General features: G+C 64.2%; 11 protein-coding genes. 8 read left to right on the top strand and 3 right to left on the bottom strand.

Annotated features, from left to right (window positions below; translation table 11 throughout):
- Window positions 1-31 precede the first annotated feature (31 nt).
- From C4Q27_RS28255 to C4Q27_RS28270, 4 genes are all read left to right on the top strand, one after another.
- Entirely contained in the window at window positions 32-895 is an 864-nt protein-coding gene (locus C4Q27_RS28255) for a LysR family transcriptional regulator (RefSeq protein WP_003247790.1), read from the top strand.
- A gap of 135 nt (window positions 896-1,030) precedes the next feature.
- Window positions 1,031-1,948 (top strand): AEC family transporter, encoded by a 918-nt coding sequence (locus tag C4Q27_RS28260; RefSeq protein ID WP_019437078.1) that lies wholly within the window; start codon window positions 1,031-1,033, stop codon window positions 1,946-1,948.
- A 34-nt stretch (window positions 1,949-1,982) separates the two neighbouring features.
- Entirely contained in the window at window positions 1,983-2,594 is a 612-nt protein-coding gene (locus tag C4Q27_RS28265; protein WP_020193206.1) for a cell wall hydrolase, read from the top strand.
- A 206-nt stretch (window positions 2,595-2,800) separates the two neighbouring features.
- Entirely contained in the window at window positions 2,801-3,652 is an 852-nt protein-coding gene (locus C4Q27_RS28270; protein ID WP_104887757.1) for a CAP domain-containing protein, read from the top strand.
- Between the two features lies 1 nt (window position 3,653).
- Here the strand turns inward: C4Q27_RS28270 and C4Q27_RS28275 are convergent, their stop codons facing one another.
- Window positions 3,654-4,631, bottom strand: coding sequence for a GlxA family transcriptional regulator (locus C4Q27_RS28275; RefSeq protein ID WP_104887758.1), 978 nt, complete (start codon window positions 4,629-4,631; stop codon window positions 3,654-3,656).
- Between the two features lie 104 nt (window positions 4,632-4,735).
- Here C4Q27_RS28275 and C4Q27_RS28280 point away from each other — a divergent pair, with 104 nt between their 5' ends.
- Window positions 4,736-5,347 (top strand): LysE family translocator, encoded by a 612-nt coding sequence (locus tag C4Q27_RS28280; protein ID WP_010954419.1) that lies wholly within the window; start codon window positions 4,736-4,738, stop codon window positions 5,345-5,347.
- A 48-nt stretch (window positions 5,348-5,395) separates the two neighbouring features.
- Here the strand turns inward: C4Q27_RS28280 and C4Q27_RS28285 are convergent, their stop codons facing one another.
- Window positions 5,396-6,595 (bottom strand): MFS transporter, encoded by a 1,200-nt coding sequence (locus tag C4Q27_RS28285; protein WP_104887759.1) that lies wholly within the window; start codon window positions 6,593-6,595, stop codon window positions 5,396-5,398.
- 106 nt (window positions 6,596-6,701) lie between these two features.
- A complete protein-coding gene (locus C4Q27_RS28290; RefSeq protein WP_064492680.1) occupies window positions 6,702-7,607 on the bottom strand; it encodes a LysR family transcriptional regulator in 906 nt (301 codons plus the stop codon).
- Window positions 7,608-7,724: 117 nt separating this feature from the next.
- Here C4Q27_RS28290 and C4Q27_RS28295 point away from each other — a divergent pair, with 117 nt between their 5' ends.
- The 3 genes from C4Q27_RS28295 (at window position 7,725) to C4Q27_RS28305 (ending at window position 12,124) form a co-directional block, all read left to right on the top strand.
- On the top strand, window positions 7,725-8,075 hold the full coding sequence (locus C4Q27_RS28295) for a cupin domain-containing protein (protein ID WP_003247774.1): 351 nt from the start codon (window positions 7,725-7,727) through the stop codon (window positions 8,073-8,075).
- Window positions 8,076-8,337: 262 nt separating this feature from the next.
- The gene (locus C4Q27_RS28300; RefSeq protein ID WP_064492649.1) at window positions 8,338-10,755 is read left to right on the top strand and encodes a glucose/quinate/shikimate family membrane-bound PQQ-dependent dehydrogenase; all 2,418 of its coding nucleotides are present in this window, start codon (window positions 8,338-8,340) and stop codon (window positions 10,753-10,755) included.
- 100 nt (window positions 10,756-10,855) lie between these two features.
- Window positions 10,856-12,124: a carbohydrate porin gene (locus C4Q27_RS28305; protein ID WP_064492650.1), complete on the top strand. Its 1,269-nt coding sequence runs from the start codon at window positions 10,856-10,858 to the stop codon at window positions 12,122-12,124.
- Window positions 12,125-12,154 lie beyond the last annotated feature (30 nt).

Consider the following 12,154-nt stretch of genomic DNA (forward strand, 5'->3'; position numbering starts at 1 on the left):
CTCTGTCAGCTGAGAACCGGACCTCAACCGCATGTCCCTGAAAGCCCTGCGCACCTTGGTGACCATCGCCCGCCACGGCACCTTTGCCCGCGCCGCCGACCTGCTCAGCCTCACCCCCTCGGCGGTCAGCCTGCATATCAAAACCCTCGAAGACGAACTGAAGGTGACCTTGTTCGACCGTAGCCGCAGGCAGGTGGTACTGACCGAAGCCGGCCAGTTGGCGGTGGCCCGCGCCGAAAGCCTTCTGGCTGCCTATGACGAACTGGCCGATGCCCTGGCCAGCGGCCCAAGCCTGCGCGGCCGTTTGCGCCTGGGGGCGATCCACACGGTGCTGGCGCGGCGTTTGCCCAAGGCGCTGGTGTGGATAAAGGCCCATCACCCGCAGCTACACATCAGCGTGGCCTCGGGCATGTCGGCGGAGCTGGCGCGGCGCGTGGAAGATGGTGAGCTCGATGCAGCGATCACCACCGAACCGGTCAGCCCTTACCCGCAGAACCTGGACTTCACACCGCTGTTCGAGGACCGTTTCTGGGCCATTGCCAGCCCTGAGCTGGCCGGGTATAGCGTGCCGCAGTTGCTGGCCAGCCAGCCATTCCTGCGCTTCGACAAGCGTGCCTGGGCCGGCCGGCAGATCGAGCAGGAACTACGCCGCCAGCAGGTGCAGGTGAGCGAACTGATGGAACTGGACAGCCAGGAAGCCCTGGCGCGCATGGCGGTGATGGGCCTGGGCGTGGCGGTCATCCCCATGGCGGATGACGACCTGCAACGCTTGCCACCCGCCACCTGCCTGCCGTTTGGCGAGCCGCAGCTGACCCGGCGGGTGGTGTTGCTGGAGCATGAAAAAAGCCAGCGGCGGCATTTGAGTGCGGTGTTGAAGACCGCCCTGGAAGCCTGAAGCCAGGCTGATCCAAGGCGCGATATGCCCCCACCAACATGCATTTTTCCTCAACGGTCACTGAAGAAAACAACGTTTTTACAGATCGATCCGCCCCCGTAGTCTGTGCACGTACCCGACCACGGAATGCTCACCATGCTGCACTTGCTGCTAACCACCCTGCTCCCCATCATCCTGCTGATTGCCCTGGGTACCTTCCTGCGCCTTCGCGGTTTTCTTGCCGAAAGCTTCTGGCCTGGTGCCGAGCGCCTGAGCTACTACGTCCTGCTGCCGTCGCTGTTCCTTCATGGCCTGGCCACCGCCAACCTCGATGGCATACCGGTGCTGGGCATGGCCGGCGCACTGATGCTCTCGACCCTGGCCGGTGCCGTGTTGCTGGTGCTGTATCAGGGCGCGGCGAACCATGATGGAGCCGATTTCACTTCGGTGTTTCAGGGCGGTATCCGCTTCAACAACTACATCGGTGCCACCCTGGCTGCGGGGATTTACGGCAGCGCCGGGATTGCCCTGGCGGCGGTGGCCAACGCAGCCATCGTGCCCTTGGTCAACCTGCTCTGCGTGCTGGTGTTTGCCCGCTTCAGCGCCCGTCACAGTTCGCCAGCCACAGTGCTTCGGGCGATCTTCGCCAACCCGTTGATCATCGGCTGCGCAGGGGGGCTGATGCTACGGGCCACGGGGCTGGGCTTGCCGGCCGGTATCGACGCCACGGTCAAGGCCTTGGGCCAGGCCGCACTGCCTTTGGGCCTGCTGTGTGTCGGCGCTGCCCTGGGTGGCGCCAGCCTCGGCCAGCAGGTACGGCCGCTGATGGCAGCATCGGCGTTCAAGTTCCTGGTCATGCCACTGACCACCTGGGGCGTTTGCCGGCTGTTCGGCCTGAGTGGCCAGGCAGCGGTGGTGGCGGTGTTGTTCCAGGCGCTGCCAACCGCTTCGTCGTCTTATGTCATGGCCCGGCAAATGGGCGGCAATGCGCCACTGATGGCTACCCTCATCGCCCTGCAGACAGTGGCTGCGGCCGCCACCCTGCCTTTGGTATTAATGCTTACGCTTGGCTAGACTGAAATTCTGCCCACCGCCTGGTAATGTGCCCATGCGCCTTCACTTGATGCTGATCGGCTTGACCTCGGCCCTGCTCGCAGGCCCCCTGTACGCCGCTGACCCGGCCAAAGCCGCCGTTGCCGAGGACAAGGCCGAAGTGCTTGAAGAAAAGGTCGTTGAAGATGCGCCGCCCCCCAGGAAGGCAGAGAAACTGACCCCAGGCGAAACGCAGGCAGTGGACCCGGCTGGCCAGGCGCCGCTGGATGACAGCATCACCTGCCTGGCACGTACCATCTACTGGGAAGCCAAGGGCGCCGACGCCAAAGACATGACCGCGGTGGCCAGTGTGGTGCTCAACCGCCTGGGCCACGATGGCTTTCCCGACACTATCTGCGCGGTAGTCAAACAGGGTGTGGAGACCAAGTCCTGTCAGTTCTCATGGTGGTGTGACGGGCGCCCGGACCAGGTCGAGGAACCGCAACGCTACGACGTTGCCAAAGAGATCGCACGCAAGGCACTGAACCAGCAGTTGAAAGACCCCACCGGCGGCGCATTGTACTTTCACGATCGAACGGTGCGCCCCGACTGGGCGAAGGCTTATCGCAAGACCGCGCAGACCACCCACTTCCTGTTCTACAAGCCGAACCAGGCGTTGGCCCATTGACGCGCAAACGGCTGACAACCCTGGCCCGATGCGAATGATTGGCAACTGACCGCACTTTTCCACCGGCCAGGGGTCTACTCCCTCTTTTGCCGCCAGTAACGATTGCCGGCGTTTTCATTGCCTTGCACGACCTCGGGCCAAAAGCCCCGGGCTTGTGTAGGATGAGCAGCGCATACCACGACGCTGCCAGTCATAGGGAGATCCACATGCGCGTCCTGACATCCGTTGTCGCCTTGTCACTGGGCCTGGTCGTTTCGACCGGGGCGCTGGCAGCCACCGGCGAAGAGGCGCAGTTGATCGATTCGATCAATGTCTACCGCAGCAAGGCCCAGCCCTGCGGTGGCGAGGCGTCGTTGGAACTGCCGCCGCTCAACAGCGACACACGCCTTGCGCTGTCGCCAGAGGGCACCCGCGACCTGCAACAGGCCATGACCCGCGCCGCCTACCCCATGGTCAGCGTCCAGGCCATCAGCCTGTCGGGGCCACGCGACGCACGCGCCGCCATGCATGCCATCGAGGAAAGCTTCTGCCAGGTGGTGCTCGACCCGCAATTCGTCGATATCGGCGTCAGCCAGGAGGGCCGCGACTGGCGCATCGTGCTGGCCCGGCCGCTGCTCAGCGGCCGCCTGGGCGACTGGCAGGCCGAGGGACAGAAGGTGCTGCAGGAGATCAACGCCGCGCGCAAGGTGCCACGGCAATGCGGCGGCCAGCCGTTTGCCGCCGCCCCGCCACTGAGCTGGAGCACAGTGCTGGCTGGGGTCGCCGCCAACCACACACGGGCCATGGCCAACCAGAACTTCTTCGACCACATCGACAAAGATGGCCGCACACCCGGTGACCGGGCGGAACTGGCCGGGTACCTGTACCAGCAGATCGGCGAAAATATCACCGCCGGGCGTGACACCGCGCAAAAGGTCGTCAACGGCTGGCTGGACAGCCCAGGGCACTGCGCCACGCTGATGAATCCGGACTTCCGTGAACTGGGCGCTGCCTATGCGATAGACCCCAAGAGCGATGCAGGGATCTACTGGACAGGGTTGTTCGGGACGCCGCAGTAGATCACGTGAGCGGGTAATGACCTGCACGCAACTGCAGGGCCGTACACCCAAACCGACGCCGCACGCACTTGCCAAGGTAGCTGGCATCACCCAGGCCCACCTCATCGGCAATCTGCGCCAGGCTGTGGCTGGAGTTGAGCAAACGCCAGCGCGCCTGCTGCAAGCGCATCTCCAGCCACCAGGCCTTGGTGCTCATCCCGTGGCTGGCCTGGAACTGCCGGTCCAGTTGACGCCGGCTGATGCCCAGTTCTGCGGCCAGCTGCTCCACGGCCAACGGCGTGCCCAGGTGATGGCGCATCAGGGCTTGCGCCCGCTGCACCTGGCGCCCCTGACCAGCACCCAGCTCCAGCGAGCGCAAGGCGTGACGGCTGTCGCGGGTCTCGTCCACCAGCATGTCAGCCAGCCCTTTGAGCGCCCGGGTTCGCCCGCAAGCGCGTGACAGTAGTGCAACGGCCAGGTCTATGGCGGCGGTGCCACCGGCGCACGTGATGCGGTTGCCATCGATGCAGTACAACTGCTCGCGCAACAGCTGCAACTGCGGAAATGCAGCACGAAACTCGGCTTCGTGACGCCAGTGCACCACCACCTTGTGCCCCTGCAACAGGCCGCAGGCAGCCAGCAGAAAGGCGCCATTGTCGACCCCCACCAGCTTGACTCCCGCCTTGGCGGCCTGCCTGAGCAACGCCTGGTAACGTGGCGCCAGCGCCGCGGTGGCCATGGCACTGCGACCGCCGAACACCACCAGGTAGTCGAATAGGTCAAGGTCGAGCTGATCGGCAATGGCCTCGACCTGCAGCACTGCGCCACTGCTCGACGGTACCGGCTCAAGGCTGAGCCCCGCCACCGTCCAGCTGCAATAGCGTTGTTGGCTGTAGTCCTCGTCGTCGGCGCTGAAGCGCAATTTGTCGAGAAAGGCGCCAAACGGCAGCAAGGCAAAATCCGGTAACGGCATGATCAGCAAGCGAATGTCGGGCGGCATGAAACCACGTCCAGAAAAGACTCTTGTATGACCAGATAATACTCTTTCAGCGTGAGCGTTGCGCCATAGACTGTCGCCCTCTCTCGAACAAGGCAGTTTTCAACATGGCACTGGACACCTGGCTCATCTACCTGCTGGCCAGCATCGGCCTGTCGCTGACCCCAGGGCCCAACAGCCTGTTGGCGTTGACCCATGGCGCGCTCTATGGCGCACGGCGAACGCTGTTCACCATCGTGGGCGGGGTATTGGGTTTCAGCGCCCTCATCGCCTTGACCATGTTCGGCCTCAGCGCACTGCTGCAGACCTCGGCGGCAGTGCTGAGCGTCCTGAAGTGGGTGGGTGGGGCTTATTTGATCTGGCTGGGCATTCAACTGTGGCGCAGTCCAGGCCTGCAGCTGGAATTGACCGCGCACAGCGCGCGGCTGGGCAATGCCGGGCTGTTTCGCCAGGGCCTGCTTTCGGCCATGGCGAACCCCAAGGTGCTGCTGTTCTATGGTGCCTTCCTGCCGCAGTTCATCGACCCACAGCGAGGGCTGGTGCTGCAATTTGCGGTGATGGCCGCGACCTTTGCCAGCGTCGAATTTCTGGTCGAATACCTGCTGGCGCGCCTGGCGTTTCGCATTCGGCCATGGCTGGCCAAGGGTGGCAAAGGTTTCAATCGTTGCTGCGGGAGCCTGTTTGCCTTGATTGGCCTGGCGCTGCCGCTTGGCCGATAGCGGGCCCGCGAACACGAGCGAAGCCCGTGCCCTGCACCGCGTAACGGTTCAACCCCGGCGTGCTTTGAGTAGGAACACAACCAGCGCCACACCCGGCAACCCCGCCCCCACCAGTGCCACGCCCTGCCAGCCAAACTGGCTGAACAACGCACTGGCCACCGCCGACCCCAGCGCCCCGCCGAGGAAGATGCTGGTCATGTACACCGCATTCAGCCGCCCGCGGCTGGCCGGGTCCAGTGCGTACACTTCACGCTGGCCGATGACCATGTTCATCTGCACTGCAAAGTCCAGCAACACGCCGGTAAGGCCCAGGCCAATCACGCTGTATCCCGGCACTGTCAGCCCCAGCAACAAGGCCGCCGGCGCCAGCAACAGCGCCAGCAGCGAGCCTGCCCGGGCATGCCCGGCATCGGCCAGGCGGCCGGCCATGGGCGCAGCAACGGCACCCACCGCGCCGACAAGGGCGAACACAGCGATCTGGCTTTGTGACAGGCCATGCTCCCCGGCAAGCGCCATCGGCACCGCCGTCCAGTAAAGGCTGAACGCTGCAAACATCAATGCCTGGTACAACGAACGCTGGCGCAACAGCGGATAACGACGCAGCAGTGTGAGCAGCGACAGCATCAGCCTGGCATAGCTGGCTTTGTGCTCGGGCCGCCGCTGCGGCAAGGTCAATGACAGCAACAGGATGATCGCCAGCATTACCCCGGCGGCGCCAATGAACACCGCACGCCAGCCGAAGTGGTCGGCCACCAGGCTCGACAGCGGTCGCGCCAGCAGGATGCCCAGCAGCAAGCCGCCCATGATGTTACCGACCACACGTCCACGCTGCTGCTCCGGCGCCAGGTGCGCCGCCAGCGGGATGAGCATCTGCACCGACACCGAACTGAAGCCGATCAGCAGTGCGTAACCCAGGAACAGCTGCCCCTGGCCACTGCTGCTGGTGCCCGCCAGCAGCAGGCTGACGCAGGCCAGGACCGCGGTGGCCACCATCAGGCGGCGGTTTTCCAGCAGGTCGGCCAGCGGTACCAGCAATAACAGGCCCAAGGCATAGCCCAACTGCGTGAGCGAAACGATCAGGCTGGCATGCTCGGTGGACAGCCCCAGGTCGGGGGCGATCAGCCCGACGATGGGCTGGGCGTAGTAGATGTTGGCGACAATCGCGCCGCAGCAGAACGCCAGCAGCACTACCAGAGCCCGACTCAGGCTGGCGGCTGCCGGTTGCGCTGTCGCAAGGGAGGGGTTCATGCGAAGTTCCTCGACAAGGGTTGGGTATATGCTGGCCACCTTACCCATGGACGTCAGCGCCGAGAATCCCGCGGTGGCGCAATGCGGCTTTGCGCACTGCGCAACACTAGTGACCGTGTATGAGCAAATTTTCGCAAAAGTCGATGAATGCGTTTACTCGCCGTGAGCCCCGGTGGTTGGGCATATACAGGGCGTTGATGCTGCTATTGGCTGCGCCAGGACTGGCCTGCCAGTCGGGGAATACCCGTTGCAGGCGCCCTGCCAACACATCCTCGCGTACCAGCCAATCAGCCAGCAGTGCGATACCACTGCCTGCCAGTGCCGTTTCACGCAACATGTCGGCATTGGCGCTGCGCAAGGGCCCGCTTACGTCCAGTTCCAGGCTGTCCTGGCCACAGGTCAGGCGCCAGGGGCGCGCTTTGTGCCCATAGCGAAAGCGCAGGCAGGCATGGTCAAGCAACTCCCGGGGATGCTGCAGTGGCTCACGCCCGGCCAGGTAAGCCGGGCTGGCCACCAGCCAACGCTGAAAACGGCCGAGCCGGCGGCACACCAATTCGTCATTGGGCGAGGGGTCACCCAGGCGAATCGACAGGTCATAGCGCCCGTCAAGCAAGTCGTCCAGGCGGTCGCTGAGATCGATGTCCAGTTCCAGCGCCGGGTGCTGCGCCAGGAATGGCCCCAGGTGCGGGGCGATGACCCGCCGGCCGAACTCCACTGGCAGGCTCAGGCGCAGTACACCCACAGGCTCCTCGCCGCGATCGGCGATGCTGGCATCCGCCTCGTCCAGTGCTTCAAAAATGCCCCGTGCCCGCTGGTAGTAACGGGCGCCGGCCTCGGTCAGGCTGACCTGGCGCGTCGAGCGGTTGAGCAAGGTGGCGCCCAGCGACGCTTCCAGCGCATCGACCAGACGTGTCACCGACGATGTCGCCAGCCCTAGCCTGCGCGCGGCAGCAGAAAAGCCTTGGGCATCGACAGTGGCCACGAACATTTTCATCGCCAGCAGCTTGTCCATGTTCAGCCCGTCTTCCAAAACTCGGAAAGTTCTTACAAACAGCCGGGCGGGTCAAGCCGCGCGCGCCAAGGCGATTGCGTCCATAGTGGAATCCACCCATTTCCAAGGAGGCTTACCATGACCCTGAACAACCTGCTGACCGCCCTGCCGCCCTGCGATCCCGCCAGCGCCGAACGTGTCGACGAATTGCTCAGCCGCCCAGGTATCCGCGTGGAACGTATCGTCTCCAGCGGGCAGGCCAGCCCACCCGGCTTCTGGTACGACCAGGCCGAAGGCGAGTGGATCATGTTGCTCAGTGGTGCTGCCGCCCTGCGTTTCGAGCACGAGCACCACACCCGCCTGCTGGCGCCGGGCGATTGTCTGGACATCCCCCCGCACGACCGCCACCGCGTGGAATGGACCGCGCCCGGCACGGCCACCATCTGGCTCGCGGTGTTCTATAGCAGCAGCACCCCATGGCCGGCCTGAAGGGGCCATGCCGGCCCGTGCACAAGGCGCAATTGTCCCGACGCCGTGCAAGGTTGGGCTTACGACCAACGCATGAATACAAATCGAAGAGGCGTCATAAACGCCTCGTTCAATGCGTTTTTCTGCACCTTATCTATACTTTTGGCCACATCTTCGTAAGTTCAGCCCTGCGACAATCAGCCTCGCTCAATTATGTACCAACTTGTTAATTAGCAAGCTAAGGGCTTAAACTGCGCGCATTCCACCTGCTGAGATCCCTGGCATGAAAGAAACACCGCGCGCCTCTGGCGCCACAAACTTCATCCTGGTCGGCCTGGGCGTGATCATCGCCCTGCTCGGCCTCCTCCTCGCTGCTGGCGGCGTCAAGCTCGCCGGTCTGGGCGGTTCCTGGTACTTCCTGATCGGCGGCTTGGCCATGGCCATCGCCGGTGTCCTCATTGCTCGCCGCAAGAAGGCGGGCGCCTGGCTGTATGCCGTGTTCCTGGTCGGTACTGCCATCTGGGCACTGATCGATGCGGGCCTGGTGTTCTGGCCGCTGTTCTCGCGCCTGTTCATGTTCGGCGCAATCGGCATGGTCGTGGCGCTGGTCTACCCGCTGCTGGCGCGTGCCAACGGCGCCAGCGCCGGGCGCGGTGCGTACGGCGTAGCCGGGGTAATGGCCGTGGTACTGGTGATCGCGGTCGGCAACATGTTCGTTGCCCACCCAAGCGTCGCCCCCACCGGCAAAGGCCCGGGCATGACCCCGGTCGAAACCGGCAAGGAACAGAAAGACTGGGCCCACTATGGCAACACCGAAGGTGGCAGCCGCTTCGCCGCGCTTGACCAGATCAACCGGGACAACGTCAACAAGCTGAAAGTGGCCTGGACCTACCAAACCGGCGACGTTGCAATCAGTGACGGCAACGGTGCCGAAGACCAGCTCACCCCGTTGCAGATCGGCAGCAAGGTGTTCATCTGCACCCCGCACAACAACCTGATCGCACTCGATGCCGACACCGGCAAAGAGCTGTGGAAGAACGAAATCAACGCCCAGTCCAAGGTCTGGCAGCGTTGCCGTGGCATGGCCTACTTCGACGCCACTGCAGCCATCGCCCAGCCAACCCAGCCGAACAGCTCGCCGATCACCGGCGTTAGCGTAGCGGCCGGTGCCAACTGCCAGCGTCGCCTGCTGACCAACACCATCGACGGCCGCCTGATTGCCGTCGACGCCGACACCGGCGAGTTCTGCCAGGGCTTCGGCAACAACGGCCAGGTCGACCTCAAGGCAGGCCTGGGTGATGTCCCGGACTCCTACTACCAGCTGTCCTCGGCACCGCTGATGGCCGGCACCACCGTGGTGGTCGGCGGCCGTGTTGCCGACAACGTCCAGACCGACATGCCAGGCGGCGTGATCCGTGGTTTTGACGTGATCACCGGTGAAATGCGCTGGGCCTTCGACCCGGGCAACCCGGAAGATCGCCAGGCTCCGCAGGGCGACAAGACCTACGTGCGCAGCACCCCGAACAGCTGGGCACCGATGTCCTACGACCCGGCAATGAACACCGTGTTCCTGCCGATGGGCTCGTCCTCCACCGACATCTACGGCGTTGAGCGCAGCAAACTGGACCACACTTACGGCGCTTCGGTGCTGGCCCTGGACGCCACCACCGGCAACCAGAAATGGGTGTTCCAGACCGTGCACAACGACCTCTGGGACTTCGACCTGCCCATGCAGCCAAGCCTGATCGACTTCACCAAGGACGACGGCCAGTCGGTACCTGCGGTGGTGATCGGCACCAAGGCCGGGCAGATCTACGTGCTCGACCGCGCCACTGGCAAGCCGCTGACCCAGGTCGACGAAGTACCGGTCAAGCCAAGCAACATCCCGAACGAGCCGTACTCCCCTACCCAGCCCAAGTCGGTGGGCATGCCGCAGATCGGCGCGCAGACCCTGACCGAATCGGACATGTGGGGCGCCACCCCGTATGACCAGTTGCTGTGCCGCATCGACTTCAAGAAGATGCGCTACGACGGCCTGTACACCGCGCCGGGTACCGACCTGTCGCTGAGCTTCCCGGGTTCGCTGGGTGGCATGAACTGGGGCAGCATTTCTACCGACCCGGTACATGGCTTCATCTTCGTCAACGACATGCGTCTGGGCCTGTGGATCCAGATGATCCCGTCGCAGAACAAAGGTGGCGCGGCTTCCGGTGGCGAAGCACTGAACACTGGCATGGGCGCGGTACCGCTCAAGGGCACCCCGTATGCCGTGAACAAGAACCGCTTCCTGTCGGTCGCCGGCATTCCATGCCAGGCACCGCCGTTCGGCACCCTGACCGCCATCGACATGAAGACCCGCCAGGTGGCCTGGCAGGTGCCGGTCGGCACCGTTGAAGACACCGGTCCGCTCGGTATCCGCATGCACCTGCCGATCAAGATCGGCCTGCCAACCCTTGGCGGCACCCTGTCGACCCAAGGCGGCCTGGTGTTCATCGCAGGTACCCAGGACTTCTACCTGCGCGCCTACGACAGCAGCAACGGTAACGAAATCTGGAAGGCTCGCCTGCCCGTGGGCAGCCAGGGCGGCCCGATGACCTACGTCTCGCCGAAGACCGGCAAGCAGTACGTGGTGATCACCGCTGGCGGCGCCCGCCAGTCGACTGACCGCGGCGACTATGTGATTTCTTACGCTCTGCCGTAAGACCGCGTCGCCTGCTTCGCGGGCAAGCCCGCTCCTACAAGGCCCCTGTAGGAGCGGGCTTGCCCGCGAATGCCCCTCAAAGACAATCCGAGATTCTGTAATGCCATCCGCAATTCGCATCACCCCCACCCTGCTGCTGGCCCTGGCCAGCACCACCGCCCTTGCCAACGACGACCTCATGACCCGCAGCACCCTGACCGGTGACTGGGGCGGCCTGCGCCATCAACTCGAAGAAGACGGCGTCAAGATCACCGGCGACTACAGCGGTGAAACCGCCTACAACGCCCACGGTGGCCTGCACCGTTCGGCGCGCTATTCGCAGAACGTCAAGCTGGGCGTGCAGTTCGACCTGTCGAAACTGTACGGCCTGGACAACGGCGGCAAGGTCCAGCTGACCATCAACGACCGCCGCGGCAACAGCGCTTCGGAAGACTTGGTAGGCAACCGCCTGCCAATCCAGGAAAACTTCGGCGGCCTGTACACCCGCCTGACCGAGCTGAGCTACGAGCGCACGCTGTTCACCCCGGCGCTCAACGTCAAGCTCGGCTACATGGCCATGGGCAACGACCTCGGCGGCCTGGACAGCGGTATCCTGTGCAACTTCATGAACGCCGGCTTCTGCGGCCACCCGCTGAACATGTCGGGCGGCAGTGGCTGGACCAACTACCCCAACGCCCACCTCGGCGTGCGCGTGAAGTACGACCTGTCACCTGCCTGGCAGTTGCGCGTGGCGGCGTTCAACGTCGACCCCGAAAGCAACGGCAACTCCAGCCGCGCCTGGCACCTGGGGCCCAAGCACACCACCGGCACCGTGGTACCGGTAGAACTGGTATACAAGCTGCAGGCTGAACTGCCAGGCGAGTACAAGCTTGGCTACTACTACGACAGCTCTGATGTGAAACGCATCGGCAGCGATGATGAAGTGTCCGGCCGGGGTGGACATTACCTGCTGGTCGACCAGGCGGTGTGGAACGACCAGGCCTCCCCAGGCCGAAGCCTGCACGCCTTCGGCCAGTACTCGGCGTCGAGCAAGGCCGCTTCGCCGTTCACCAAGTGGTATGGCGCCGGCGTGGTGCTGTACAAGCCGTTCGAAGGCCGCCCAAAGGATACCGTGGCACTGGGTTACGGCCGCGCCGTACCCAACCCGCGTAGCCGCGATGTGCTGGAAGATGCCGCGTTCAACGCGGGCCAGCAGTTCCCGGACATCGACAGCGCCGAGCAGTTGATCGAACTGAGCTACGGCTACCAGGCCACGCCATGGCTGAACCTGCGCCCTGATGTGCAATACATCATCGAGCCAGGGGCGTTCTCGGGCAAAGACATCGACAACGCACTCGTGGTCGGCCTGCAGGTCAAGGCGACCTTCTGAACCGCCGGGGCCGCACTGCGGCCCCATCCG

It is taken from the genome of Pseudomonas sp. SWI36 (assembly GCF_002948105.1).
Classification (GTDB): domain Bacteria; phylum Pseudomonadota; class Gammaproteobacteria; order Pseudomonadales; family Pseudomonadaceae; genus Aquipseudomonas; species Aquipseudomonas alloputida.

What these genes read in the sequence shown, in the direction of transcription:
- C4Q27_RS28255 (WP_003247790.1), top strand. Translation starts at nt 32, where the DNA reads ATGTCCCTGAAAGCCCTGCGCACCTTGGTGACCATCGCCCGCCACGGC.
- C4Q27_RS28260 (WP_019437078.1), top strand. Translation starts at nt 1,031, where the DNA reads ATGCTGCACTTGCTGCTAACCACCCTGCTCCCCATCATCCTGCTGATT.
- C4Q27_RS28265 (WP_020193206.1), top strand. Translation starts at nt 1,983, where the DNA reads ATGCGCCTTCACTTGATGCTGATCGGCTTGACCTCGGCCCTGCTCGCA.
- C4Q27_RS28270 (WP_104887757.1), top strand. Translation starts at nt 2,801, where the DNA reads ATGCGCGTCCTGACATCCGTTGTCGCCTTGTCACTGGGCCTGGTCGTT.
- C4Q27_RS28275 (WP_104887758.1), bottom strand. Translation starts at nt 4,631, where the DNA reads ATGCCGCCCGACATTCGCTTGCTGATCATGCCGTTACCGGATTTTGCC.
- C4Q27_RS28280 (WP_010954419.1), top strand. Translation starts at nt 4,736, where the DNA reads ATGGCACTGGACACCTGGCTCATCTACCTGCTGGCCAGCATCGGCCTG.
- C4Q27_RS28285 (WP_104887759.1), bottom strand. Translation starts at nt 6,595, where the DNA reads ATGAACCCCTCCCTTGCGACAGCGCAACCGGCAGCCGCCAGCCTGAGT.
- C4Q27_RS28290 (WP_064492680.1), bottom strand. Translation starts at nt 7,607, where the DNA reads ATGGACAAGCTGCTGGCGATGAAAATGTTCGTGGCCACTGTCGATGCC.
- C4Q27_RS28295 (WP_003247774.1), top strand. Translation starts at nt 7,725, where the DNA reads ATGACCCTGAACAACCTGCTGACCGCCCTGCCGCCCTGCGATCCCGCC.
- C4Q27_RS28300 (WP_064492649.1), top strand. Translation starts at nt 8,338, where the DNA reads ATGAAAGAAACACCGCGCGCCTCTGGCGCCACAAACTTCATCCTGGTC.
- C4Q27_RS28305 (WP_064492650.1), top strand. Translation starts at nt 10,856, where the DNA reads ATGCCATCCGCAATTCGCATCACCCCCACCCTGCTGCTGGCCCTGGCC.